The sequence below is a fragment of the Salinirubellus salinus genome, assembly GCF_025231485.1.
Taxonomy (GTDB): domain Archaea; phylum Halobacteriota; class Halobacteria; order Halobacteriales; family Haloarculaceae; genus Salinirubellus; species Salinirubellus salinus.
The window spans coordinates 3,601,834-3,626,614 of record NZ_CP104003.1; the positions used below are offsets into that span (position 1 = coordinate 3,601,834).

28 protein-coding genes and 1 tRNA gene are annotated in these 24,781 nt (G+C 69.9%); 21 read left to right on the forward strand and 8 right to left on the reverse strand.

The window, feature by feature from the left end; all coding sequences use genetic code 11:
* Window positions 1-40: 40 nt before the first annotated feature.
* Complete coding sequence (locus tag N0B31_RS18960) at window positions 41-1,060, reverse strand: type II glyceraldehyde-3-phosphate dehydrogenase (RefSeq protein WP_260593179.1); 1,020 nt, start codon at window positions 1,058-1,060, stop codon at window positions 41-43.
* Window positions 1,061-1,198: 138 nt separating this feature from the next.
* Here N0B31_RS18960 and N0B31_RS18965 point away from each other — a divergent pair, with 138 nt between their 5' ends.
* A complete protein-coding gene (locus N0B31_RS18965) occupies window positions 1,199-2,155 on the forward strand; it encodes an aminopeptidase (RefSeq protein WP_260593180.1) in 957 nt (318 codons plus the stop codon).
* On the opposite strand, the gene N0B31_RS18970 is transcribed toward N0B31_RS18965, so the two are convergent.
* A complete protein-coding gene (locus N0B31_RS18970; RefSeq protein WP_260593181.1) occupies window positions 2,156-2,332 on the reverse strand; it encodes a hypothetical protein in 177 nt (58 codons plus the stop codon).
* A gap of 312 nt (window positions 2,333-2,644) precedes the next feature.
* Here N0B31_RS18970 and N0B31_RS18975 point away from each other — a divergent pair, with 312 nt between their 5' ends.
* The 3 genes from N0B31_RS18975 to N0B31_RS18985 all read left to right on the forward strand — a co-directional run bounded on the left by N0B31_RS18975 (window position 2,645) and on the right by N0B31_RS18985 (window position 4,783).
* A complete protein-coding gene (locus N0B31_RS18975) occupies window positions 2,645-3,298 on the forward strand; it encodes an HVO_0476 family zinc finger protein (protein WP_260593182.1) in 654 nt (217 codons plus the stop codon).
* Window positions 3,299-3,307: 9 nt separating this feature from the next.
* Window positions 3,308-3,973 carry a protein-L-isoaspartate(D-aspartate) O-methyltransferase gene (locus tag N0B31_RS18980; RefSeq protein WP_368389202.1) on the forward strand — a complete coding sequence of 222 codons (666 nt, stop codon included), beginning with the start codon at window positions 3,308-3,310 and terminating at the stop codon, window positions 3,971-3,973.
* A gap of 63 nt (window positions 3,974-4,036) precedes the next feature.
* Window positions 4,037-4,783, forward strand: coding sequence for a protein-L-isoaspartate O-methyltransferase family protein (locus N0B31_RS18985; protein ID WP_260593183.1), 747 nt, complete (start codon window positions 4,037-4,039; stop codon window positions 4,781-4,783).
* Between the two features lie 24 nt (window positions 4,784-4,807).
* On the opposite strand, the gene N0B31_RS18990 is transcribed toward N0B31_RS18985, so the two are convergent.
* Window positions 4,808-5,257 (reverse strand): DUF7382 domain-containing protein, encoded by a 450-nt coding sequence (locus N0B31_RS18990; protein ID WP_260593184.1) that lies wholly within the window; start codon window positions 5,255-5,257, stop codon window positions 4,808-4,810.
* Window positions 5,258-5,340: 83 nt separating this feature from the next.
* On the opposite strand from N0B31_RS18990, the gene N0B31_RS18995 reads away from it, so the two are divergent.
* From N0B31_RS18995 to crcB (N0B31_RS19005), 3 genes are read left to right on the forward strand one after another with little or no spacing between them, the layout of a single operon-like run.
* Window positions 5,341-6,456, forward strand: a complete 1,116-nt coding sequence (locus N0B31_RS18995) for an ATP-binding protein (RefSeq protein ID WP_260593185.1) — start codon at window positions 5,341-5,343, stop codon at window positions 6,454-6,456.
* Complete coding sequence (gene crcB, locus N0B31_RS19000; RefSeq protein WP_260593186.1) at window positions 6,453-6,827, forward strand: fluoride efflux transporter CrcB; 375 nt, start codon at window positions 6,453-6,455, stop codon at window positions 6,825-6,827. Before N0B31_RS18995 ends, crcB (N0B31_RS19000) begins: the two co-directional genes overlap by 4 nt.
* Window positions 6,827-7,180, forward strand: coding sequence for a fluoride efflux transporter CrcB (crcB, locus tag N0B31_RS19005; RefSeq protein ID WP_260593187.1), 354 nt, complete (start codon window positions 6,827-6,829; stop codon window positions 7,178-7,180). The genes crcB (N0B31_RS19000) and crcB (N0B31_RS19005) overlap by 1 nt, the downstream gene beginning before the upstream one ends.
* A 24-nt stretch (window positions 7,181-7,204) precedes the next feature.
* Here crcB (N0B31_RS19005) and N0B31_RS19010 read toward each other — a convergent pair whose 3' ends face one another.
* Window positions 7,205-7,777 (reverse strand): response regulator transcription factor, encoded by a 573-nt coding sequence (locus N0B31_RS19010; protein ID WP_260593188.1) that lies wholly within the window; start codon window positions 7,775-7,777, stop codon window positions 7,205-7,207.
* 336 nt (window positions 7,778-8,113) lie between these two features.
* Window positions 8,114-8,186, reverse strand: a tRNA-Asp gene (locus N0B31_RS19015).
* A 122-nt stretch (window positions 8,187-8,308) separates the two neighbouring features.
* Between N0B31_RS19015 and N0B31_RS19020 the strand changes: the two genes are divergently transcribed.
* The 7 genes from N0B31_RS19020 to N0B31_RS19050 all read left to right on the forward strand — a co-directional run bounded on the left by N0B31_RS19020 (window position 8,309) and on the right by N0B31_RS19050 (window position 17,923).
* Window positions 8,309-9,505, forward strand: a complete 1,197-nt coding sequence (locus tag N0B31_RS19020; RefSeq protein ID WP_260593189.1) for a DUF3179 domain-containing protein — start codon at window positions 8,309-8,311, stop codon at window positions 9,503-9,505.
* Between the two features lie 219 nt (window positions 9,506-9,724).
* On the forward strand, window positions 9,725-9,952 hold the full coding sequence (locus N0B31_RS19025; RefSeq protein WP_260593190.1) for a DNA-directed RNA polymerase subunit H: 228 nt from the start codon (window positions 9,725-9,727) through the stop codon (window positions 9,950-9,952).
* On the forward strand, window positions 9,949-11,511 hold the full coding sequence (locus N0B31_RS19030; RefSeq protein WP_260593191.1) for a DNA-directed RNA polymerase subunit B'': 1,563 nt from the start codon (window positions 9,949-9,951) through the stop codon (window positions 11,509-11,511). Before N0B31_RS19025 ends, N0B31_RS19030 begins: the two co-directional genes overlap by 4 nt.
* A gap of 1 nt (window position 11,512) precedes the next feature.
* Window positions 11,513-13,345 (forward strand): DNA-directed RNA polymerase subunit B, encoded by a 1,833-nt coding sequence (gene rpoB / locus N0B31_RS19035; RefSeq protein ID WP_260593192.1) that lies wholly within the window; start codon window positions 11,513-11,515, stop codon window positions 13,343-13,345.
* A gap of 2 nt (window positions 13,346-13,347) precedes the next feature.
* On the forward strand, window positions 13,348-16,305 hold the full coding sequence (locus tag N0B31_RS19040; protein ID WP_260593193.1) for a DNA-directed RNA polymerase subunit A': 2,958 nt from the start codon (window positions 13,348-13,350) through the stop codon (window positions 16,303-16,305).
* Window positions 16,298-17,494, forward strand: a complete 1,197-nt coding sequence (gene rpoA2, locus N0B31_RS19045) for a DNA-directed RNA polymerase subunit A'' (protein ID WP_260593194.1) — start codon at window positions 16,298-16,300, stop codon at window positions 17,492-17,494. The genes N0B31_RS19040 and rpoA2 overlap by 8 nt, the downstream gene beginning before the upstream one ends.
* Window positions 17,495-17,497: 3 nt before the next feature.
* A complete protein-coding gene (locus N0B31_RS19050; RefSeq protein ID WP_260593195.1) occupies window positions 17,498-17,923 on the forward strand; it encodes a NusA-like transcription termination signal-binding factor in 426 nt (141 codons plus the stop codon).
* 36 nt (window positions 17,924-17,959) lie between these two features.
* Here the strand turns inward: N0B31_RS19050 and N0B31_RS19055 are convergent, their stop codons facing one another.
* Window positions 17,960-18,196, reverse strand: coding sequence for a hypothetical protein (locus N0B31_RS19055; protein WP_260593196.1), 237 nt, complete (start codon window positions 18,194-18,196; stop codon window positions 17,960-17,962).
* Window positions 18,197-18,327: 131 nt separating this feature from the next.
* Between N0B31_RS19055 and N0B31_RS19060 the strand changes: the two genes are divergently transcribed.
* From N0B31_RS19060 to N0B31_RS19070, 3 genes are all read left to right on the forward strand, one after another.
* Complete coding sequence (locus N0B31_RS19060) at window positions 18,328-18,756, forward strand: 30S ribosomal protein S12 (protein ID WP_260593197.1); 429 nt, start codon at window positions 18,328-18,330, stop codon at window positions 18,754-18,756.
* On the forward strand, window positions 18,753-19,394 hold the full coding sequence (locus tag N0B31_RS19065) for a 30S ribosomal protein S7 (RefSeq protein WP_260593198.1): 642 nt from the start codon (window positions 18,753-18,755) through the stop codon (window positions 19,392-19,394). The genes N0B31_RS19060 and N0B31_RS19065 overlap by 4 nt, the downstream gene beginning before the upstream one ends.
* Window positions 19,395-19,511: 117 nt before the next feature.
* Complete coding sequence (locus tag N0B31_RS19070; RefSeq protein WP_260593199.1) at window positions 19,512-20,084, forward strand: hypothetical protein; 573 nt, start codon at window positions 19,512-19,514, stop codon at window positions 20,082-20,084.
* Here the strand turns inward: N0B31_RS19070 and N0B31_RS19075 are convergent.
* Together N0B31_RS19075 and N0B31_RS19080 are read right to left on the reverse strand one after the other, a co-directional pair.
* Complete coding sequence (locus N0B31_RS19075) at window positions 20,081-20,947, reverse strand: NAD(P)H-binding protein (protein WP_260593200.1); 867 nt, start codon at window positions 20,945-20,947, stop codon at window positions 20,081-20,083. The two genes, N0B31_RS19070 and N0B31_RS19075, sit on opposite strands and share 4 nt — an antisense overlap.
* Window positions 20,944-21,570 carry an NAD(P)-dependent oxidoreductase gene (locus N0B31_RS19080; RefSeq protein WP_260593201.1) on the reverse strand — a complete coding sequence of 209 codons (627 nt, stop codon included), beginning with the start codon at window positions 21,568-21,570 and terminating at the stop codon, window positions 20,944-20,946. The genes N0B31_RS19075 and N0B31_RS19080 overlap by 4 nt, the downstream gene beginning before the upstream one ends.
* Before the next feature lie 130 nt (window positions 21,571-21,700).
* Here N0B31_RS19080 and N0B31_RS19085 point away from each other — a divergent pair, with 130 nt between their 5' ends.
* From N0B31_RS19085 to N0B31_RS19100, 4 genes are all read left to right on the forward strand, one after another.
* On the forward strand, window positions 21,701-22,192 hold the full coding sequence (locus N0B31_RS19085; protein ID WP_260593202.1) for a winged helix-turn-helix transcriptional regulator: 492 nt from the start codon (window positions 21,701-21,703) through the stop codon (window positions 22,190-22,192).
* Window positions 22,189-23,256 carry an ATP-binding cassette domain-containing protein gene (locus N0B31_RS19090; protein WP_260593203.1) on the forward strand — a complete coding sequence of 356 codons (1,068 nt, stop codon included), beginning with the start codon at window positions 22,189-22,191 and terminating at the stop codon, window positions 23,254-23,256. The genes N0B31_RS19085 and N0B31_RS19090 overlap by 4 nt, the downstream gene beginning before the upstream one ends.
* On the forward strand, window positions 23,253-24,134 hold the full coding sequence (locus N0B31_RS19095) for an ABC transporter permease (RefSeq protein WP_260593204.1): 882 nt from the start codon (window positions 23,253-23,255) through the stop codon (window positions 24,132-24,134). Before N0B31_RS19090 ends, N0B31_RS19095 begins: the two co-directional genes overlap by 4 nt.
* Window positions 24,135-24,205: 71 nt before the next feature.
* Window positions 24,206-24,748, forward strand: a complete 543-nt coding sequence (locus N0B31_RS19100; protein WP_260593205.1) for a halocyanin domain-containing protein — start codon at window positions 24,206-24,208, stop codon at window positions 24,746-24,748.
* Window positions 24,749-24,781: the final 33 nt, after the last annotated feature.

A 24,781-nucleotide genomic window follows, 5' to 3' on the forward strand; every position in this document is an offset into this window, starting at 1 on the left:
GACCGACAGGTGTGGCGTCGCGTCGTCCCGCGTTCCGTCGCTACGGCAGACCGACGCCCATCGTCTCGTCGGTCCGGGCCATCGACTCGCCCCGGTCGGCCTCGCCGAGGACCGCGCGGATGGCGTCGACGTTCTCCGGCACCACGTCGGACTCCTGGTGGATGGCCTGGAACAGGTAGAGGTCGTCGCCCTCGATGGAGACCGACTCCTCCCAGATGCAGTTCTCCCAGAGGTCACCGCGCGGCCGGCCGATGTCGTAGGCGTACTCCTTCAGTTTGCCCGCCCCGTCGATGTCGTGACGCTCGGGGATGAGGAACAGGCGCGACTCCTCGGCCAGCAGGTCGCGGACTTCGTCGGCGGCGTCGGGCGCGTCCTCGAGCGTGACGTTCACCGAGTGGGTGTGCATCAGCGTCGCGGGCACCTTCATCCCGAGCGTGTCGATGTCCAGGTCCGGGAAGATGGTGTTCACGTCGGGGCCGTGGTGCGAGGGCAGGGTCACCGGGTTCGGCAGGATGTCGTTGATGGGACCACGGCCGGTCTGGCCGGGGTCGCCGCCACGCCGGACGAGGGTGACACGGGCCTTCTCGACGCCGTAGGCCTCCTCGACGGGGGCGAGCAGGCGGGAGAGCCCGGTCGTGTTGCAGGAGACGACGCGGACGTGGTCGGCACCCTCGGCCTCGTCGTAGTTGCCCCGTGCGTTGAACGAGACGTCCACGAGGTCCGCCGACTCGCCGCCCTGGTACAGGGCCGGCGTGTCGTAGGCCTCGTACATCGCCTTGTTCTCCGCACCGATGCCGGAGGGGCAGGCGTCGACGACGACGTCGGCGGCCTCGACGAGTTCCTCGACGGTGCCGGCGAGTTCGATGCCCGCCTCCTCGAACAGGTGGACGCGGTCCTCGATGGCGGCGTAGAGCGGGTAGCCCTTGCGCACGGCTGTCTCGGCCTCGTGGTTGGGTCGTGTCTTGGCGACGCCGACCAGTTCCATGTCCGGCTGGAGGGTGACGGCGTCCGCCACGCGCTTGCCGATAGTTCCGTACCCGTTGACCGCGACTCGAATCATACCTGACGGTGAATCGCCCCGGAGGGTAAGCGTTTCGAGGGTTAGGCAGTGACGAAATAAGCCCCCGGGCGCCGAAGTCGGACGGGCCACGCACACCGGAGTGACAAGGGCTAACCGCGCGCCGGTCGGAGACGGGGTATGACCGAGGACGAACTGGGGGCGGCGGCGCGCACGGCCGTCGAGCAGTGTCTCGCGCTCGAGGCCGACGAGTCGCTGGTCGTCGTCACCGACGACGAGCGCGAACCCATCGGGGAGGCGCTCTACCGCGCCGGCCGCGACGTGACCGACGACGTGACGATGGTCCGCTACCCGCCGGGCGGGGAACACGGCGAGGAACCGCCCGCGGCCGTCGCGAGCGCGATGCGACACGCCGACGCCTTCCTCGCGCCCACCTCCAAGAGCCTGAGCCACACCCGTGCCCGCGGGGACGCCAGCGATTCGGGCGTCCGTGGCGCCACGCTCCCGGGCATCACGGAGGCGGTGTTCACGGCCGGGCTGGACGCCGACTACGACGCCATCGCGGCCGAGTGCGAGACGATGCTGGAGCAGGTGGCCGAGGCCGAGGAGATACGGGTCACGTCGCCGAGCGGGACGGACATCACCTTCCGGCCCGGTGACCGCGAGTGGTTCGCCGACACGGGCGTCATCCACGAGGCGGGCGAGTTCGGCAACCTCCCCGCCGGCGAGGTGTTCGTCGCCCCCGAGGACGCGAACGGGACGTACGTCGTCGACGGGACCATCTCACCGCACGGCCTGCTGGAGGAGGGCCACACCGTCGAGATAACCGTCGAGGACGGATGGGTGACGGCCGTCTCGGACGACGAGGTGCGGGCCGCGCTGGAGGCTGCCGCGGAGAAGGGCGGCGACGGCGCGTACAACCTCGCGGAACTCGGCATCGGGACGAACACCGCCGTCACCGAACTGGTCGGGAGCGTCCTGCTGGACGAGAAGGCCGGCGGCACCGTCCACATCGCCTTCGGCGACGACATGGGGCTGGGCGGGGACACGGACGCGGCCATCCACGCCGACGGCGTCCTGCGGGACCCGACCGTTCTCGCCGACGGTGTGGAGGTGGCGCTGCCGACCGTCGAGTAGTCAGCCGAGGCGCAACACCACCCCCAGCCCCGCGAAGCCGACGACGACGAGACCGAACAGCGCGACCAGTCCGAGTGGGCCGCCGACGCTGAACAGGACGAACGCGCCCGCGACGGCCAGCAGGCTGGCCAGCGAGTAGGCGACGTAGAGGCGGAGGCCGGTACCGAGGAGGGACACGGTGGGAGGTGTCGGTGGGCGGTGATGGCTCTTGTGGGGACCGAACGGCCAGCGTCGGCCGCGCGAGCGCAGGGAGCGCGTGGCGGCGCAGGGGGCAGGCCCGCCGTGGCGCGGTCCCGTCGCCCTCGGCATCACCGCGGTGCGGTCGCTGTCTCCCGTGTACCGTGACTCGCCCGCCGCTCGCCGTCACAGCGTTCCGTACCGCGCACCACCACGGCCCACGCCCACGCACTGCTCACCCCACTCGCCACACCATAGCACCCGCGTACTCGGAGCCACGGGCTTATACGTCCCGACGAGAAACGAGTGGCAATGAGCCACGCTACGGACCGCGTCGCGGTCCCCTGCCCGTCCTGTTCGCCGGGCGCCGAGACCGCCCACGAGGTGCTGAACGAGGGGGGCCACGCGACGGTGCGGTGTTCCGAATGCGGCCACGTCCACAAGACCGAACTCGAGGAGGAACCGAGCATCGAGCGCCGGGTCGTCGTCTCGCAGGACGGCGACTCCTTCACGGCCTACGGTGAGATGCACCCCGACGACGAACTGGAGCGGGGCGACGAGTTCCTGCTCGAGACCGACGAGGCCATCTTCCAGGTGCGCATCACGGACATCGAAGTCGCGGACGGGGGCCGGACCCACCGGGCCGACGCCACCGACGTGAAGACGGTCTGGACCCGTGCGGTGGGGAACGTCGCCGTCGACCTGACGCTCCACCCCCGGAACGGGAAGCACGACTCCTCGCGGAGCGTCAAGATACAGGTCCCCGGCGACGACGAGTTCGTCGTCGGCGAGACGACCGAGTACGGCGAGGAGGAGTTCACCGTCCAGCAGATACTCGTCCGCGACGACATCTACGACTACAAGTTCCAGCGACTGGAGCAGAACGGGGACGCCGTCCTCGCGAAGGACGTCAAGCGCGTCTACGCCATCGACGAGAACGCCACCAGCGCCTGGTCGGCCTGGTGAGGTGAGCCGATGGCGGGCGACCCGAACCCGGACGCCGGCGGCACCGACCGGGCGACCGACCGTGACCGGATGGTCGACCGACTGGTCGGCGCGGGCCACATCGAGCGCGAGTCGACCGAACGCGCCCTCCGAGCGGTCCCGCGCCACGCGTTCGTCCCCGAGGGCCACAGGGACGCCGCCTACGCCGACCGACCGCTCCCCATCGGCGGGGGGCAGACCATCTCTGCGCCGCACATGGTCGCCGCGATGTGTGATCTCCTCGGCCTCGACCCGGGCGAGCGCGTCCTCGAGGTCGGGACCGGGTGTGGCTACCACGCCGCCGTCACGGCCGAACTCGTCGGCGACGGGAACGTCTACAGCGTGGAGTACGACCCCGAGCACGCGCGGGCGGCCCGCGAGCGACTCGCCCGGCTCGGGTACGACGTCCACGTCCGGGCCGGCGACGGCCACGACGGGTGGCCCGAGGGCGCGCTCTACGACGCGGCGTACCTGACCTGCGCCGCGGGCGAGTTCCCGTCGGCCGTCGTCGAACAGGTCCGACCGGGTGGCCGACTGCTCGGCCCGCTCGGCGGGCAGGTCCAGACGCTGGTGCTCGCCCGGAAGCGTGCGGACGGCAGGCTCGAGGAGACCGAGCACGGCGCGGTCAGGTTCGTCCCGATGCGCGGCGGGGGGTGAGGGGCGCCCACGGCTCCCGCCGCAGGCGCGCGGTTCAAGTGCCTCCACACCAATCCCCGAGCAATGGACCCCGCGGTGCTCCGTGACGACATGGTCGACAGCCTCGAACACGAGGCCAAGCGGTGCATCCGCTCGGCGACGGTCAGCGTCGCCATGCGGGAGGTGCCGCGCGAGGCGTTCGTCGGAGACGAGTACGCCTACGCCGACCGGACCGGCGAGTGTCACGGGACACGCGTCCTCGCACCCAGCACCGCGGCCCGCCTGCTCGAAGCGCTCGCGCCCGACCCGGACGACAACGTCCTCGTCGTCGGCGTCGGCGTGGGGTACACCGCCGCCGTCCTCGCCGAGATCGTCGGGGCGGCGAACGTGCAGGCGGTCGACATCGACCGGCGACTCGTCTACGAGGCGCGCTCGAACCTCGAACGCGCGGGCTACGGTGCCGTCCTCGTCGACTGTGCCGACGGCGCCGACGGCCTGCCCGCCTACGCCCCCTACGACAGGGTGCTCGTGGAGGCAGCGGCCATCGAACCGCCCGCGCGACTCGTCCGCCAACTCGCATCCGACGGCCGCCTCGTCCTGCCGCTCGGCGGGGGCGAACAGACCCTGAGCGTCGTCGAGCGCGGCGACGGGTCTGGCGAGGTGGTCGAGCGACTCGGGACGACGGCGTTCTCCCCGATGCTCGTCGACGGCGAACAGGCCAACACCGTCGAGCGCAACCGGACCCACCGCGAGGACCGCGAGTTCGCCCAGCGCGCCCACGAGCGGCGCAAGGGCTGGGAGCAGGACTGGATCGACTGGGACCGCTACTGAGTCCCCGTCCCGGCCGTCCCGCGCTCACTCCCGGACCACGAGCACCGCCGTGTTCTCCCGCCGGTCGGCGTAGCTCCCACCGGCGGGTGGTTTCACCTCGAACCGGAGCGTGCCGGTCGCCCGGTTCGGCGGGAGCGAGGGGGCGAGCTCGAGCGTCGCCCCCCCCGACCCGTTCGTCCGAGCGGTCGCTACGCCGTCGATGCGGGCGGTGTCGCCGCGCGCGACGACGGTGGCGTTCGAGACGGCCCGGCCGTCGCTCCCGACCACCCGGACGGTCACGGCCTGCGCACCGGGGCTGGTCACCTCCGGGGTCGGACGGACGTCGAGTTCGGTCACGCCCAGCCCCGAGAGCCCCGACAGCATGTTCAGCATCACACTCAACCCCGCGACACCCACCACCAGCGCCACGACGAGTCGGATGGGGAGCCCCTCGATGGCCCGTTCGTCGCCCGCGAGTCCGTCGGTTCGGAACACGGGCGGTCTGGTCCCGCCTTCCGGTATGAACCCTCGGTCCGGGGCCGGCGAGGGTTCTTGTCGGATGCCGAGCCAGCCCCGCCGTGCACGTACTCGGGCGACGTGAGGGGACGGCGCGCGAGAGGGTGAGGAGCGACGGGCCGGCCGGGCGACTCGGCACCTTCCGCGCGCGAGACGGGAGCGCGGGTGCCCCCGTCGGCGTCGACTTCGACCGGCCGCACGCGGCCTGCGTGGTCGGCAAGCGCGGGTCGGGCAAGTCACACACCCTCGGCGTGCTGGCGGAGGGGCTCGCCGCGACACCGGGGGTGACACCGCTCGTCTGCGACCCGATGGGGGCGTTCGACGGTCTCCAGGCGGGTGGCTTCCACGTCCGCGAGCCGCAGGTTCGGGCGAGCGCGCTCCCGCCGCGAGCGTGGCCGCCGCTCCTCGGGCTCGACCCGGCCGGCGGCCCGGGCGCGCTCGTCTGGCGTGCCGCGGCCGACCGCGAGACGCTCCCTGGAATGACCCGATTCGTCGCCGGGAGCGACGCCCCCGACCGGACGCGGCGCGCGGCCGCGAACCACCTCGCGCTGGCCGACGCGTGGGGGGTGTTCGCCCCCGACGCGCCACCTGCCGAGGCGTTCCTCGAGCGGGCGACGGTCTGCGCACTCGCCGGGCTGTCGGCGGCACCCGCGAACGCCGTCGTCCGGGTGCTCGCCACGGCGTGCTACCGCGCCCGCCTCGACGGTCGACTCGACACCCTGCCGTGGCTCCTCCTTGACGAGGCCCACGTGTTCCTCGATGGGCTCGCCCGCCCGGCACTCGAGCGACTCCTCACGCGCGGGCGGGCGCCGGGCGTGAGTCTCGTCCTCGCCACGCAGCGCCCGACGGCGCTCCCCGCGGTGGCGCGCTCACAGACCGACCTCGTCGTCGCCCATCGACTCACGGCGGCGGTCGACCGCGAGACGGTGCGTGAGGTCCGGCCTGCCGGCGGCGAGGCGCTCGACGGCCGGTGGCCCACCGAGCGCGGGACGGCGCTGGTGTTCGACGACGCCGCCGAGCGTGTCGTCTCGGTCCGCGTGCGCGAGCGACGGACGCCCGGTGGTGGGGCGAGTCCGCGCGCGAGCGAGGTCGGCGACGCGGCCACGAGCGACGATACCGGCCCGTCCGCCCCGGAACCGACACGCACAGGTCACCTCGGGGGACACGGTGGGCCGTGAGCGACCACGCCCACCGGGTCGAACCGCTGGTCCTCGTCGCCCTCGGCGGGTTCGCGGGGGCCACCTGCCGGTACCTCGTGGACCTCGCCGCTCCCGTCGGCTTCCCGTGGGGCACCCTCGCGGTGAACGTGGTCGGCTCGTTCCTGCTCGGCGTCCTCCTCTACGAGTCGCGGCTCGTGGGGGCGCTCTCCGCCGAGACACGACTCGTCGTCGGCACCGGCTTCCTCTCCTCGTTCACCACCTACTCCACGTTCGCGGTCGAGACGGCGGCGCTCGGCCCGACGCTGGCGGTCGTGAACGTCGCCGCGAACTACGCGCTCGGCCTGCTGGCCGTGCTCGCCGGCCGACTGCTCGCCCGGGTGGTCGCCTGATGCCCGCCGTCGACCCCGTCCTGTTCGTCGGCCTGGGCGGCACCGCGGGCGCGCTGGCGCGCCACCTCGTCGGCGAGCGCATCGAGCGCGGGACCCGCGACACGCTGCTGGTGAACGTGGTCGGCTCGTTCCTGCTCGGCCTGCTCACCGCGCTCGCGGTCCCGGAGGTGGCGCTGCTGGCGCTCGGGACGGGGTTCTGCGGCGCGTTCACCACGTTCTCGACGTTCGCGTTCGAGACGACGCGGCTCGTCGAGGAACGCGACCTCCGTGGCGCGGCGCTGAACGCGGGGCTGAACCTCGGTGGGGGACTCGCCGCGGTCGCGCTGGGCGCGCTGCTCGCGGGACTGCTCTGAACGAGTGGTGCGGTGGGCGAGTCGCTACGAGCTGTTGGCGACGAGTCGCCGGAGTGTGACCTCGAAGTCACGCGCGTCGAGCTCGGCGACGGTCTCGTCGAGTTCGCCGCGTAACTCCGCGAACCGCTCGTCGAGTCGCTGGTAGGCCTCGTTGGTCTCGAGTTCGGTGGGGTCCTTCTGGGTCATCAGCGCGGCGCGTTTCGACGCCAGCGAGAACAGCTCTCTGACCTGCGCGTCGTAGGTGCCGCGCGTGAGCAGTCGGCCCACGGTCTCGCGCAGGTCGTCGCGCAGGACGGGCTTGACGAGGTACGCGTCGAACCCCATCTCGATGATGTCGAAGTCGGGCTCGACGGCCGTCACCATCGCCACCTGACAGTCGTAGCCCCGGTCACGGACCGTCGCGAGCACCTCGTCACCAGAGCGTTCGGGCATCAGGCGGTCGATGAGCGCGACGTCCACCGTCTCGTCGACGAGGCCGACGGCCTCCTCGCCGCCGTAGGCGGTCCGGACCTCGTAACTATCCCCGAGCCAGGCTGTGTACAGGTCCGCCAGGTCTGGCTCGTCGTCCACGACGACCACCACGGGCTGGTCGTTCACGGACTCTCCCCCTCCCCGGTGGGCCGACGGCCGGCCCTGGGCGACTCGATTCGCATCTGAATTGGACCGTTCGATTACTGAGACATTAATCTGTGGGCCGTTACGGGAGAGAAAATTCAACTCTGTGACAATTGAATGTTACGTCTAGCGGCCGCCAACGGGGCGTTCTGTGGAAGCGCCCGGATGGGGATTCGAACCGGAGCCAGACGGGCTCACTCGCATTCGCTCGTTGCGCGCGACTGGGAGGGTCCAGACTCCTTCAGGTGGCGTTCTGCGACTCACCGACGGGGCGAGCGAACGTGACGCGTCGCTCGCCGGGTAGTTCGTCGCGAGAAGCGCCCGGATCGGGATTTGAACCCGAGTCACGACCGTGACAGGGTCGTATGATAGGCCACTACACCATCCGGGCGTTCGCATCTCTACGTATCGGGGTGTTACGCTTAAGCCTTTCCAAGACAGGGCGCCGGCGGGCGTGTTCCCGTGACGCACGGTCGCACGACGTTGATGCCGACGGTACCCCTTCGACCGGGGGTGCGACGCCGACGCTACCTCGCGGCGCTGGGGCTGGCCGGAGCGACCGGACTCGCCGGCTGTGCCGGCTACGTCGGGTCGACGGCGGAGGAGACACCGACTCGTTCGCCCTCGTCCGAGCCCGTGCAGGTCGGGGACGTGACCCTCCCAGTCGACCGTTCGGAGCTGTTCACCGCCCTCCACCGGGACGGCATCCCAGCTATCACCGACCCCGCGTTCGGCGCGGACTGGACCGACTGGTCGGCGGTCGCCGTCGAACACCGCCCACCCGCCGCAGAGCGCCCGACGCTCCCGGACGAGTTCGCGGTCGTCGGCGTCGAGCGCGGTGGGGAGGCCCGGGCGTACCCGCTGGCGGTGCTGGACTGGCACGAGGTGGTGAACGACGTCTTCGAGCCACCGTCGACGGCTCGTCGGCCGACGGCCGACGGTGCGCTCGGCGGGGCGCTGCTCGTCACCTACTGTCCGCTCTGCGGGAGTGGGGTGGTGGCCGAGCGGGTCGTGGACGGCGAGCCGACGACGTTCGGGGTCAGCGGGATGCTCTGGCGCGACGACCTCGTGCTGTACGACCGGGCGACCGATTCGCTGTGGTCGCAACTGTTGGCGACGGCCATCCGGGGGCCGAAGACGGGGACACAGCTGCGCCTCGTCCCGTCGACGCTGTCGTCGTGGGGCGAGTGGCGGACTGCGCACCCGGAGACGCGGGTGCTCCTCCCGCCGCCGGGGTCGGTGGCCGTCGACGGTCGGCGTGGGCAGGTCCGGGACTACGGCGACTCGAAGTACGGCTACGAGACCCAGTCGCAGCTGGTCGGGTTCGACTCGGATGGCGAGGGACTCGGGGAGCGGACGCTCGTCGCGGGTGTCGACCACGAGGGGGTCGCGCGAGCCTACCCGTTCCCGGTGGTCCGAGGGGAGGACGTGGTGAACGACCGGGTCGGCGGGCTGCCGGTCGTGGTGGCGCTCGCTCCCGGAGGGACACTGGTCGCGTACGATCGGCGGGTCGACGGGGGGACGCTGCGGTTCGAGGCGGCCGACGACCGGCACCTGTGTGCGGGTGGGTCGCGCTGGGAGCGGACGACCGGCCGTGCCGCCGACGGGCCGTACGACGGCGCGAGACTCGCTCCCACGGCAGCACACACCGCGATGTTCTGGTCGGCGTGGGTGGCCTTCCACCCCGACACGACCGTCTACGGCCGGTGAGCGGTCGTTCAGCCGGGACGAACCGCCGATTCCGGCGTCTGACGGGGCGCCACGTTTTTTACACTCCCCCACCTGATAGGAGGTGTGTCCGTTCCGGGCCGCGTCCGGCGGCCCGGTCGTCGGTAGCGGTAGCCGTCGCACCCGCGATAGGAACTCTTATGTTCGGCGGCCCTGTACCGCGCTGTAGTATCCTGTGACAGCTTCTCCGAGTCAGCACACATGGTAGACGTAAGCCAACACGAACTCGTCCCCGAGCACACGCTCCTCGACGAAGAGGAGCTCGCCGAGGTGCTCGACGAGTACGACATCGACAGAACCGACCTCCCGAAGATCAAGCGCAAGGACCCCGGTACCCCGGAGGGTGCGGAGCCGGGTGACGTCGTGAAGATCGTCCGGGACTCCCGAACGACCGACCGCGCAGTCGTCTATCGACTGGTGATCGAATGAACAGAGAGAAACGACGCTCAATCTCACGACAGTACTTCTCCCGCGACCGACTCGCGGAGCACCACTTCCGCTCGTTCAACGCCTTCCTCAACCGTGGTATGCAGGAGGTCGTCGACGAGAAGGAGACCATCGACACCGACATCGGCGACAAGGAGGGCCAGGAGCCGGTGTGGGTCGAACTCGGCAACGTGCGCATCACGACCCCGCGGGTGCGCGAGGCCGACGGCAGCGAGGAACTGCTCTACCCGCAGGAGGCACGCCTGCGCAACATCACCTACTCCGCGCCGGTGTTCATGGAGATGACCATCATGCGCGGCGGCGAGGAGGAGGAACCGCACATCGTCGACCAGTCCGAGACGAAGGTGGGCCGGATGCCCATCATGATCGGCTCGGACGCCTGTAACATCGTGGAGTTCGACGACGACGAACTCATCCAGATCGGCGAGGACCCCGCCGATCCCGGTGGCTACTTCATCGTCAACGGCTCCGAGCGCGTCCTGATGACCAGCGAGGACCTCGCGCCGAACAAGATCCTCGCGGAGTACGACACCAAGTACGGCGACGAGATCCAGGTCGCCAAGACCTTCTCCCAGCGCCGTGGCTACCGCGCGCTCGTCCTCTGTGAGCGCAACCGCTCGGGCCTGCTCGAGGTCTCGTTCCCGTCGGTCTCGGGGAGCATCAACTTCGTCACGCTGGTCCGGGCGCTCGGGCTGGAGTCCGACGAGGAGATCGTCCACCGCGTCAGCGAGGACCCGGAGGTCGTGAAGTTCATGCTGGAGAACCTGGAGGCCGCCGAGGTGGAGACGACTCACGAGGCCATCGAGACGCTGGGCAAGCGCGTCGCCAGCGGCCAGGGGAAGAACTACCAGCTGAAGCGGGCGAACTACGTCATCGACCGCTACCTCCTGCCGCACCTCCACGAGGAGGGCGTCGACGAGGAGGAGACCCGGTTCAACAAGGCGTACTACCTCTGCCGGATGGCGGAGGCCTGTTTCGAGCTCGCGCTGGGACGGCGCGAGTCCGACGACAAGGACCACTACGCGAACAAGCGCCTGAAGGTCAGCGGCGACCTGATGCGTGACCTGTTCCGCACCGCGCTGAACAAGCTCTCTCGCGACGTGAAGTACCAGCTCGAGCGCGCGAACATGCGCAACCGCAAGCTCTCGGTGAACACCGTCGTCCGTTCGGACGTGCTGACCGAGCGGCTCGAACACCCCATCGCCACCGGGAACTGGGTGGGTGGGCGCTCCGGCGTCTCCCAGCTGGTCGACCGCACGGACTACATGGGGGTCCTCTCTCACCTGCGGCGCCTGCGGTCGCCGCTCTCCCGCAGCCAGCCCCACTTCGAGGCGCGTGACCTGCACGCGACCCAGTGGGGTCGTATCTGCCCCTCCGAGACGCCGGAGGGACCGAACTGTGGGCTGGTGAAGAACTTCGCCCAGGCGATGGAGCTGTCACAGAACGTCGCCGACGAGCAGGAGCTCAAGCGAGAGCTGTCGAACATGGGGGTCCAGGGTATCCCCGGCATCGAGACGCCGCAAACACCCGCCGACGATTAGCATGAGTCAGGGACGACAACGAGAAGCCAAGATCTACGTGAACGGTTCGCTGGTCGGCACCCACCCCGACCCGCACGAGCTCGCCGAGAACATCCGGACGGCCCGCCGACGCGGCGAGGTCAGTCAGATGGTCAACGTCTCGGTGAAAGACCGGACGAACGAGGTCATCGTCAACGCCGACGCCGGCCGGGCGCGCCGCCCGCTGCTGGTCATCGAGGGCGGTGAGCCGCTCATCTCCGAGGAGGAGATACAGGCGGTCAGCGAGGGGGACCTCGAGTTCGAGGACCTCGTCGACCGCGGCTACATCGAGTTCATCGACGCCGAGGAGGAAGAGGACATCCTCGTCGCCGTCGACGACGACGACCTCACGGAGCGCCACACGCACATGGAGGTCGACCCGCAGCTGATGTTCGGTATCGGCGCGGGGATGATTCCCTACCCGGAGCACAACGCCAGCCCGCGCATCACGATGGGGTCGGGGATGATCAAGCAGTCGCTGGGGCTCCCCTCGGCGAACTACCGCATCCGGCCCGACACGCGCCAGCACCTGCTGCACTACCCGCAGCTCTCGATGGTCAAGACCCAGACCACCGAGCAGATCGGCTACGACGACCGCCCGGCGGCCCAGAACTTCGTCGTCGCGGTCATGAGCTACGAGGGGTTCAACATCGAGGACGCGCTCGTGCTCAACGGCGGCTCCATCGACCGGGCACTCGCCCGCTCGCACTTCTTCCGCACGTACGAGGGCGAGGAACGGCGCTACCCCGGTGGGCAGGAGGACCGCTTCGAGATGCCGAGCGACGACGTGCGCGGTGCTCGCGGCGAGGACGCCTACGCACACCTCGACGAGGACGGCCTCGTCAACCCCGAGACGCGCGTCGGCGAGAACGACGTGCTCCTCGGGAAGACGTCGCCGCCGCGGTTCCTCGAGGAACCGGACGACATGGGCGGCCTCTCCCCGCAGAAGCGCCGCGAGACGAGCGTGACGATGCGCTCGGGCGAGAGCGGTGTCGTCGACACCGTGACGCTGATGGAGGGTGAGGACGGCTCGAAGCTCTCGAAGGTCTCCGTGCGCGACGAGCGCATCCCCGAACTCGGGGACAAGTTCGCGTCGCGCCACGGCCAGAAGGGTGTCGTCGGCCACATCGCGCCGCAGGAGGACATGCCGTTCACGGAGAACGGCGTCGTCCCGGACCTCATCGTCAACCCGCACGCGCTGCCGTCGCGGATGACGGTGGGCCACGTCCTCGAGATGCTCGGCGGCAAGGTCGGCTCGCTGGAGGGTCGCCGCGTCGACGGGACCGCCTTCACCGGCGAGGACGAGGCGGAGCTCCGCGACGCCCTGACCGAACACGGGTTCAAGGACTCGGGCAAGGAGGTCATGTACTCCGGGGTGACCGGGGAGAAGATCGAGGCCGAGATCTTCGTCGGCGTCATCTTCTACCAGAAGCTCTACCACATGGTCTCGAACAAGATCCACGCCCGCTCGCGTGGGCCGGTGCAGGTGCTCACGCGCCAGCCGACGGAGGGGCGCGCCCGCGAGGGTGGCCTCCGTGTCGGTGAGATGGAGCGTGACGTGCTCATCGGGCACGGCGCCGCGATGGCGCTGAAGGAACGACTGCTCGACGAGTCCGACCGCGAGCAGATCCACGTCTGCGGCCAGTGCGGGATGACGGCCGTCGAGAACGTGGAACAGCGACGTGTCTACTGCCCCAACTGCGGGGAGGAGACGGACGTCCACCAGGTGGAGATGAGCTACGCGTTCAAGCTCCTGCTGGACGAGATGAAGGCGCTCGGCATCGCCCCGCGCATCGAACTGAAGGACGCAGTGTAACCATGGCAGGACAATCACCCAAGGACATCGGGTCGCTCAGTTTCGGGCTGATGGACCCCGAGGAGTACCGCGACATGTCGGCCACGAAGGTCATCACGGCCGACACCTACGACGACGACGGGTTCCCCATCGACATGGGGCTGATGGACCCGCGGCTGGGGGTCATCGACCCCGGGCTGGAGTGCAAGACCTGCGGCAAGCACAGCGGGTCGTGTAACGGACACTTCGGTCACATCGAACTCGCGGCGCCGGTCATCCACGTCGGCCACGCGAAGCTCATCCGGCGACTCCTGCGCGGGACGTGCCGCGAGTGCTCGCGGCTCTGTCTCACCGAGGACGAGCGCGCGGAGTTCCGCTCGCGGCTCGACCGGACCCGCCAGCTCGGCGAGGACGTCAACGACGTGACGAAGGCGGCCATCCGGCAGGCGCGCAAGAAGAAGCGCTGTCCGGAGTGTGGCGAGAAGCAGTACGACATCAACCACGAGAAGCCGACGACGTACTACGAGGTCCAGGAGGTGCTGGCGGCGGACTACTCCGAGATGATCGCGGCGGCGATGCAGGGCAAGCCCGTCGGCGACGAGGACGAGGAGGACGCCGAGGACCGCGAGCCCGTCACGCCGGACGAACTCTCCGAGGCCACCGGCATCGAACTCTCGCGCATCAACGAGATCATGGGCGGGGAGTTCCGCCCGGCCAAGGAGGACCGCGAGTCCCTGGAGAAGGCACTCGGCATCGACCTCACCGAGGAGGACATGAACAAACTGATGCCGAGCGACATCCGCGACTGGTTCGAGGACATCCCGGACGAGGACATCCGGGTGCTGGGCATCAGCGCCGAGAAGTCCCGACCGGAGTGGATGATCCTGACCGTCCTGCCGGTCCCGCCGGTGACGGCCCGGCCGTCCATCACGCTGGACAACGGCCAGCGCTCCGAGGACGACCTGACCCACAAGCTCGTGGACATCATCCGCATCAACCAGCGGTTCATGGAGAACCGCGAGGCGGGTGCCCCGCAGCTCATCATCGAGGACCTCTGGGAACTGCTGCAGTACCACGTCACCACGTTCATGGACAACGAGATATCGGGGACGCCGCCGGCCCGCCACCGTTCGGGCCGACCCCTGAAGACGCTCTCCCAGCGCCTGAAGGGCAAGGAGGGGCGCTTCCGTGGCTCGCTGTCCGGTAAGCGCGTGAACTTCTCCGCGCGTACCGTCATCTCCCCGGACCCGACGCTCTCGCTGAACGAGGTCGGGGTCCCGGACCGCGTGGCGACGGAGATGACCCAGACGATGAACGTCAACGAGCGGAACCTCGACGACGCGCGCCGGTACGTCCGGCAGGGGCCGGAGACCCATCCCGGCGCGAACTACGTCCGACGTCCGGACGGCCGACGCCTGAAGGTGACCGAGAAGAACTGCGAGGAGCTCTCGGAGAAGGTCGAACCCGGCTGGGAGGTGGCGCGCCACCTCATCGACGGCGACATCGTCATCTTCAACCGACAGCCGTCGCTCCACCGGATGTCCATCATGGCCCACGAGGTCGTGGTGATGCCGTACAAGACGTTCCGGCTGAACACCGTCGTCTGTCCCCCGTACAACGCCGACTTCGACGGGGACGAGATGAACATGCACGCGCTCCAGAACGAGGAGGCGCGTGCCGAGGCCCGCGTCCTGATGCGGGTCCAGGAGCAGATCCTCAGTCCCCGCTTCGGTGAGAACATCATCGGCGCCATCCAGGACCACATCTCGGGGACCTACCTGCTGACCCACGAGAACCCGCAGTTCAACGAGACGCAGGCACTCGACCTGCTCCGGGCGACGAGCATCGACGAACTGCCCGCGGCCGACGGCGTCGACGAGGAGACCGGCCAGGAGTACTGGACCGGTCACACGCTGTTCTCGGAGCTGCTGCCCGACGCGCTGAACCTCGAGTTCGTCGCGGAGTGTGGCGACACGGTCGTCATCCAGGACGGCCAGCTGATCGAGGGGACCATCGACGAGGGTGGCGTCGGCGCGTTCGGCGGCGAGATCGTCGACACCATCTGCAAGACGCACTCGAACACGCGGGCCCGCCAGTTCGTCAACGAGGTTGCGACGCTCGCGATGCGCTCGATCATGCACTTCGGCTTCTCGCTCGCCATCGACGACGAGTCCATCGACGCCGACGGCGAGGAGCAGATCGAGCAGGCCATCGAGGAGGCCTACGAGCGCGTGCAGAACCTCATCGACTCCTACCAGCAGGGCGACCTGGAGTCCCTGCCCGGCCGGACCATCGACGAGACGCTCGAGATGAAGATCATGCAGACGCTCGGGAAGGCCCGCGACTCGGCGGGTGACATCGCCGGCGACCGGTTCGCGGACGACAACCCCGCGGTCGTGATGGCCAAGTCCGGCGCGCGTGGGTCGATGCTGAACCTCACGCAGATGGCCGGCTGTGTCGGCCAGCAGGCGGTCCGGGGCGAGCGCATCAACCGTGGCTACGAGGACCGCACCCTGAGCCACTACGAGCCGAACGACCTGAGCGCCGACGCCCACGGGTTCGTGGAGTCCTCCTACCGCAAGGGGCTCTCCCCGCGTGAGTTCTTCTTCCACGCGATGGGTGGCCGCGAGGGGCTGGTCGACACCGCGGTCCGGACCTCGAAGTCCGGCTACCTGCAGCGTCGGCTCATCAACGCCCTGTCGGAACTGGAGACGCAGTACGACGGCACCGTCCGGGACACCTCGGACACCGTCGTCCAGTTCGAGTTCGGCGAGGACGGCACCTCGCCGGTGCGTGTCGCCTCCAACGAGGAGTTCGACATCGACGTGGAGGGCATCACCCAGCGCGTCCTCGACGAGGCGTTCGACAGCGACGTCGAGCGCGAGCAGTTCCTCGGTCGCAAGGAGCCCGACACGAACCTCTCGGAGCACATGGACAGCTGGAAGACCGCCGCGAGCACGGAGGTGGAGTCCGATGACTGAGGTCCGGGACATCGTCGAGAACACGGACTTGCCCCGGCGGCTGAAAGAGCGCGTCTACGACGCCATCACCGCGACGGACGCGACCGAGGCGCAGGCGAAGGACATCGCGCAGGCCGTCGAGAGCCAGTACCTCGACACGCGCGTGGACCCGCTGGACCCGGTCGGCACGGTGTCGGCCCAGTCCATCGGTGAGCCGGGGACGCAGATGACGATGAACACGTTCCACTACGCGGGCGTCGCGGAGATCGACGTCACGCAGGGGCTCCCCCGGCTCATCGAGCTGGTCGACGCCCGCAAGACCCCGGACACGCCGATGATGACGGTCCACCTCGAGGGCGAGTACGCGACCGACCGCGAGCGTGCCCACGAGGTCGTCTGGGCGCTGGAGGCGACGAAGATCCTCCAGCTCGGCGACGTCTCCACGAACGTGGCGGACATGCTCGTCCGCATCGACCTGAACGAGGAGACGCTGCGCGAGCGGTGGCCGACCGTCGAGACCCTCGACGAGGTGAGCGAGGAGATCGCCGAGACCATCGAGTCGAAGCTCAAGGTCGAGACGGTCCGCCCGGAGACGACGGTCATCGAGTTCGGTCCGGAACAGCCCTCGTACCGCGAACTCCTCCAGCTCGTGGAGGAGCTCCGGGACGTCGTGTTCAAGGGTATCGAGGAGGTCTCGCGCGTCGTCATCCGCAAGGAGGAGCTCGACGACGGCAGCGAGGAGTTCATCCTCTACACGGAGGGGTCGGCGTTCGGTGACGCCCTCGAGATCGAGGGCGTGGACGCCTCGCGGACGACGTGTAACAACATCCACGAGGTGTACCGCCAGCTCGGTGTGGAGGCCGCCCGCGAGGCCATCATCGAGGAGACGATGAACACGCTGGAGGAGCAGGGGCTGGACGACGTGAACGTCCGGCACCTGATGCTCGTCGCGGACATCATGACGAACCGCGGCGAGATCGAGTCCATCGGCCGGCACGGCATCTCCGGCAACAAGGAGTCGGTGCTGGCGCGGGCGGCGTTCGAGGTCACCGTCAACCACCTGCTCGACGCGGCCATCCACGGCGAGGTGGACGACCTCGACGGCGTCACGGAGAACGTCATCGTCGGCAAGCCCATCCGGCTGGGGACCGGTGACGTGGACCTCCGGATGGGGACCGCCGATCGGGACGAAGCCCCCAGCGACGACTAGGGGATGCGGGTCACCCTCTCGGACGAGGCGCGCCAGCTCATCGCCCTGTTCGAGGACGAGACGGACGTAGCGGCACGGGACTGTCTGGTCGACGAGGCGTTCGACCGGCTGGTGTTCGTCGTCCCCGCGGGCGAGATGGGGAAGGCCATCGGCCCCGGTGGGCGTGTCGTCAGACGGGTCGAACAGCGGGTCGGCCGCTCGGTCGAACTCGTCGAGGACGCCGACACCGCGGCCGACTTCGTCGCGAACGCGCTCTCGCCCGCGGCCGTCTACAACGTCACCGTCAGCGAGAACGACTCCACCGTGGCGTACGCCGAGGTGGCGAGCGAGGACCGTGGGGTCGCCATCGGCTCGGACGGCAAGACCATCCACCGCGCCCGCGAACTGGCCAAGCGCCACTTCGACGTGGACGACGTGCAGCTGACGTAGAACAGCGGCTCTCTCTCTCTCGGTCCCGTTCTCCGACTACCGCCGCCGGAGCTGGGACACCAGGTCTCCGACGATGGCGACGACGATGACGAGCAACATCAGCCCGCCCGTCGAGTAGAGGATACCGACGACGACGCCGGTGAAATCGGAGGCGGGCTGGGACCGGGTGATGACGAACCCGAGGGCGATGAGGGCGAGTGCCACGGCGACCATCTTGAGGACGAAGGTGCTGACGCCGATGTCGATGCCTCCGTCGGTGGCGTTCGCGGTCATGCCCTCGGGTTGCGAGCGGCTCCTTATGAACCTTGCCGGGTCCGGGCGGTGTGTGTCGGCGCGACACGCCCCGGCGGGCCGGTTTTCGAAACGGGAGCCTTAACTACCTCGATGGGGAAAACACCTACACTATGGCGAACGGCAAGTACGCCGCGCGGAAACTGAAGAAGGACCGCCAGAAACACCGGTGGTCCGACTCGAAGTACGCGCGACGCGCCCGTGGACTCGGCAAGAAGTCCGACCCCCTCGAGGGCGCCCCGCAGGGTCGGGGCATCGTCCTCGAGAAGGTCGGAATCGAAGCGAAGCAACCCAACTCGGCCATCCGGAAGTGCGTCCGGGTGCAGCTCATCAAGAACGGGAAGCAGGTCACCGCGTTCTGTCCCGGTGACGGTGCCATCTCGTTCATCGACGAGCACGACGAGGTCACCATCGCCGGTATCGGTGGGGCCAAGGGTCGTGCGATGGGCGACCTCTCGGGTGTCAACTACAAGGTCGAGAAGGTGAACGGTGTCTCGATGATCGAACTCGTCCGCGGGAACGCGGAGAAGCCGGTGCGATGAGCGGCGAAGAGCCCGAGGTCGAGGATCCGGAGATGGAGGCGCCCGAGCCGGACGCCCCCGTCGACGAGGACGAGGCCGTCGAGCGCGCCCAGCTGTTCGGCGTCTGGGACGTCTCGGACATCGAGTACTCCGACCCGTCGACGAAGCGCTACATCACGGTGACGCCCGTGGCGCACACGATGGGCCGGCACGCCTCGAAGCAGTTCAAGAAGAGCGAGATCTCCATCGTCGAGCGGCTCGTCAACCGGCTGATGCAGACCGACGAGAACACCGGCAAGAAGCAGATGGCGATGCGCATCGTGCGCGACGCGTTCGACGTCGTCCACGAGCGGACCGAGGAGAACCCGGTCCAGGTGCTCGTCCGTGCCGTCGAGAACAGCGGCCCGCGCGAGGAGACCGTCCGCCTGAAGTACGGTGGCATCTCGGTCCCGAAGGCCGTCGACGTCTCGCCCCAGCGCCGCGTCGACCAGGCGCTCGGCTTCATCGCCAAGGGGACCTACTCGGCCTCGCACAAGACGACGACCACCGCCGCCGAGGCGCTCGCCCAGCAGCTCATCGGCGCGGCCAACTACAACCTCCAGACCTACGCCATCTCCCAGAAGGAGGAACTGGAGCGCGTCGCGGCCGCCGCGCGGTAAGCCCTCCCCGTCTGCGACCTCTCTGTTCTCCGGATCCCGACCGCCAGCGGTGACGCCGCTGCCGGTCGCACTTGCCGGCGCTCCCGGCCTCTTGTGTCTCACGTGACAACGGGGACCATGGAACCCAACGAGCCACTGCTACGGGAGGCCGGGCAGCGGAGCGAGTACCTGCGACCGCGTGACCTCGTCTCGCTGGTCGAGCGCCACGTCGGCGACGGTGGCGGCGTGACTCGCGCGGCCGTCGACGTGCACGTCGAGGCGCTGGCCGAGCGGGGGAGCCACGTCGACGCCGACTCGTTCGGCGCGGCGCTGGCCGAGGCGACGACCCGGTCGCGCGAGTGGGTGGACGACCGGGCGGTCTACGAGGTGGACGACCACCACCTGAGCGCGTACCCGGCCGCGTGGCACGCCGCCCTCGACGGGACGGAGACACTCCCCGAACTCGTCCGGTTCCTCGTGGAGCGGACGGCCTACACGCCCGTCGAGGCGGGGGCCGGCGACGGGGTGCCAGAGGCCGACCTCCTCGACGTCGCGGCGGCCGTCGTCGACGTCGACCGCGAGGAAGCGAAGGTGGAGCTGGAGGCGTGTCGGGAGGATGGCCGGCTGGTACAGGACGCCGACCAGCACCCGGAGGCGAACGTCTACCTACCGGACGGGGACCACGGCCAGCAGCAGGACCCGGACCTCTAAGCGGTGACCGGCTCGCGGTCGCGCCGCGTCCAGACCGCACGCCGGTCGGCGACGTACGCGGCGAACGAGCGCGGCGGCCGACCGAGCACCGCCTCGACGGTGTCGGTGGTCCGCGCCGACAGTCCCAGCCGAGCGATGGTGTAGAGCCCAGCCATCACCGCCACCTGCGCTGGCGGGGTCCCCTCGCGGAGCGACCGCCCAGCGAACCGGAGGAGACCGGGGGCGGCGTACGTGACCGGGTGGTCGAGGTGGGCGTCGAGCGTGGCGGCCAGCTCGCCGAACGTGAGCGCCTCGGGGCCGGTCAGGTCGTAGGCGCGCCCGCCGTGGCCGCCGCGGAGCGCGAGGGCGGCCACCGCCGCCACGTCACGCGCGTCGACCACCCCGACCCGGCCGCCGCCGGCGGGGACGAACAGTTCACCGCGGCGGAGCTCCTCGCGGTGGGTGGTCTCGAGGTTCTGCGCGAAGTACGCGGCCCGGAGGAACGTCCACGAGAGCGGCGAGCGTTCGAGTCGCCTCTCCAGTCGCCGGTGCGGGAGGAGCGGGTTGCGCTCGGCGCCGAGCACCGAGAGGAGGACGACCCGCTCGACGCCGGCCCGTTCCATCGCGTCGATGGCCGGGAACACGTCGCGTTCCACGCGGCCGAGCGCGGGTGGGCGGACGAGGTAGACCGCGTCGACCCCGTCGAACGCGTCGTGGGTCGCGGGGTCGGTGAAGTCGAAGCGGACGGGTGTCGCGGGGCCGTCGTAGGTGGTCGGGTCGCGGACGGCGGCCCGGACCTCGACGTCGGCGTCGCCGGCGAGTTCGCCGACGACGGCGCCCCCGGTGGTCCCCGTCGCGCCCGTGACGAGCACTCGTCGGCTCACGCCGGCCCCACCTTCGGCATCTCGCGAACGTGCAGGTCGTCCTCGACGCAGTCGAGGCAGAAGGCGGCCACGTCGGCGCGGGCGACCGACTCGAACCCGAGGTCGATGTCGCCGGCCCGGTAGCCCGACGCGTCGCCGTCGACGAGTCGCGGTGCGCGCACCACCGTCCACTCGAGGTCGGTCGCCCGAACGCGGCGGACGTGCTCCTCGGCGTCGGCGAGCACCTCCTTCGCGACGAGTCGCAGCAGGGTGCCCATCACCTTCCCGGAGAGGGAGGGTGACTCGCCCGCCTCGCGGACGCCAGCACCGACGAGGGTGACGTAGCGGGTGACGCCGTGCTCGGCCATCGCCCCGGTCACGTGGTCGCCCGCGACGGTCAGCAGGTCGTCCGGGCCGTCGCCCGTCTGCCCGAGCAGGCTGACCACGGCGTCGGCCCCCGCGATGGCTTCGGCGACCCCCTCCCCGGTGTAGACGTCTCCCTCGACGACCACGAGTCGCTCGTCGGAGAACGGGAGTTTCGAGGGGGTCCGCGCGTGTGCGACCACCTCGTGGCCGGCGTCGAGTGCCCGACGGACGAACGGGACGCCGGTGCGCCCCGTCGCCCCGAAGACGGTGATCCTCATGCACCCCTCGTAGGCGTCGGGCCGACATATACTACTGACTTCGAAGTATCGAAGTATCGGGTGTCTGGGGGCTCGTGCGTCACGACTTCGAACGCGTAAGCATAAGGATTCACGAGTCGTAGTGCGGAGCGTGACCGAGGGAGACAGCGCGGACGAGACCACCCCGTCCTGCACGGGGGCGACCGACGGTGGCGGTGCCGAACCAGACCGGGGGCGCGAGGCGGCCCGTGCCCGCCGGGACGCACTCTCGCCGGCGGAGCGCGAGCGCGTCGAGCGGACCGTCGTGGACCTGCTCGACCTGCTCGGGAAGGCGCACACGATGGCGATCCTGAAGACGTTCGCGTTCAGCGAGGGGCCGTTACGCTTCTCGGAACTGGAGTCGCGGGTCGGCGTCGCGCCGAACACGCTGACCGAGCGGCTGAAGGAACTCACGGCGGCCGGGTTGCTCCACCGCGAGGCGTTCGACGAGGTGCCGCCGCGGGTGGAGTACGAGGCGACCGAGAAGGCGCGCGCGCTGTTCCCCGCGTTCGGGCACTTCTACCGCTGGGCCGAGGAGCACCGACTGGACGAGCGGACCGGGACCACGCTCCCCACCGGCGAGACGGCGGGAGACGGACGATGACGGGCGAGACCGACGCGGCACGACGGAACGGACGAGGGACCGAGGCGGCCATCGAGGCCGTGGGCGTCGAACTCACCTACGCCGACGGCACGCGGGCCGTCGATGGCGTGGACCTCCGGGTCCCACGGGGCGAGTTCTTCGGCTTCCTCGGCCCGAACGGGGCGGGGAAGACGACGACCATCAAGACGCTGGCGACGCTGCTCTCGCCGACGGCCGGGACGGTCCACGTGAACGGCTTCGACGTGGTGCGCGAGCCACGGAAGGTCCGCCAGTCCATCGGCTACATGGCACAGGAGACGAGCGTCGACCCGGAGTTGACTGCCGAGGAGAACCTCCGGTTCGCGTGCGAGGCCTACGGCGTCCCCCGGGCCGACCGCGACGAACGCATCGTCGAGTTGCTGGACCTCGTCGACCTCGCGGACGTGGCGGACAAGCGTGCCGAGGAGTTCTCCGGCGGCATGAAGAAGCGGCTGGACGCGGCGACGGCGCTGGTCCACTCCCCGCCGCTCGTCTTCCTCGACGAGCCGACGACCGGGCTCGACCCGAAGGCGCGCAACCGCCTCTGGGCGTACTTCCGCGAGATGAACGACGCGGGCACCACCATCTTCCTCACGACCCAGTATCTGGAGGAGGCCGACCAGCTGTGCGACCGGCTCTCGGTCATCGTCGGTGGCCGCATCGTCGCCACCGGGTCGCCCGCCGACCTGAAGCGCGAGGTGGGCGGCGAGATACTCGACATCGACCTCGAGGACGGTGAGGACGCCCGCGAGCGGGCGGTCGAGGTGGCCGAGTCCTCGGGGCTGTTCGAGGCGTCGGCGACCGTCGAGTCGACGGCCGAGGGTGTCACCGTCACCTCGCGGCGGGCGCGCGAGCGCGGGACCGACCTGCTCGTGGCGCTCCGCGACGCCGGCCTCGACGTGGTCGGGTTCAACGTCCGGGCGCCCACGCTCGACGACGTGTTCCTCGCCATCACGGGCGAGCACCTCGACGGCGAGGACGACGGTGAGGATGCGGACGGGACGGCGGACGAGGGGGCCGCCGCGGCCCCGGAGGTGGGCCGGTGAGTACGCCCACGGAGACGGCAGACCGGGCGGCCGGGACCGTCGAGCGCACCTCGAACACGTTCCTCGGCGACCTCTGGGTGAACTACAAGCGCTGGAACCTGAAGGCGGTGCGCAACCCGTTCGTCCTCGTCGTCTCGCTGGTCCAGCCCGTCATCTTCCTCGTGCTGTTCACGCAGGTGTTCGGCGGCGTCGTGGAGGGGACGTTGCGGGGGCCGGCGGGTGGCATCAACTACGAGACGTACCTCGCGCCCGCCATCGCCGTGCAGGTGGCCATCGCCGCCGCGGTCACCTCGGGCATCGGCCTCGTCAACGACATCGAGAACGGCATGTTCGAGAAGGTGCTCGTCAGCCCGATGAACCGGACGGCCGTCTTCCTCGGGAAGACGCTGGCCGAGGTGACCCGCATCGCCGCGCAGATCGGCATCATCCTCGTCCTGAGCGTGGCACTGGGAGCGGAGATAGCGACCGGGATCCCGGGAGCACTCGGCATCGTCGCGGTCGGCGTGCTGTTCTCGCTGTCGTTCGCGGCGTTCTCGAACTCGCTGGCCGTGCTCACGCGCGACCAGGAGTCGACCATCATCGGCGCGAACCTGCTCCAGTTCCCCCTGCTGTTCTTGTCGAGCGCGTTCATCCCGCTCGAGGCGCTGCCGGGCTGGATACAGACGTTCGCGGCGGTGAACCCCGTCACCTACGCGGTCGACGCCGCCCGGGCCATCATGCTCGACCGCGACGTCATCACCGTCCTCGACGTGCCGGGACTGGAGGGAACCGCCCACACCGTGGTCCCCGCGGTGGCCATCCTGACGGCGCTGGCGCTGGTGCTGGGTGCCGTCGCGGTGTTCCTGCTCTCGCGGGCGTCCTCCTCGGAGGTCCAGTAGGCCCCGCCTGTCACCACGACGCGACCGTGGACCGACGAAACACATATGTTGCCGCTTGACAGTCTGCCAATATGAACCACATCTCACGGCGAGCGGTGCTGGCGGCCGGGAGCACGGCACTCGTCGGGCTGGCGGGGTGTACGGGCGACGGCGCCGACGGGGGTGGCGACGGCGACGGCGACGGAGGGGGCGGCACGACCCCCATCCCCGGGAGCGCGTACCCCGCCATCGACGAGTGGTTGACGGAGACCGAACTGGGCGGGGCCGCAGACAACTACGACGGGACGCTCGTCGACCTGACCGGACAGGACACCGTGACGGTGGACGTGGGTGCGGAGGGGAACGGCGGGGCGTTCGCGTTCGGCCCGGCCGCCGCCGTGGTCTCGGCCGGGACGGAGGTGGAGTTCTCGTGGACCGGTGAGGGGAACCCACACAACGTGGAGGCGCTCCCCGAGGAGCAGCTCGGCGAGTCGGACTACGAGTTCAGTTCCGGCGAACCCGAGGGTGGGTCGGGGGTCAAGTACACGCGGACGCTCGACGAGCCGGGGATCGTCCTCTACCACTGCGAGCCGCACTTCTCGCTGGGGATGAAGGGCGGCATCGCGGTCCGCTGAGACGGCGTTGCCGGCCCCCGGTCTCAACGTCTG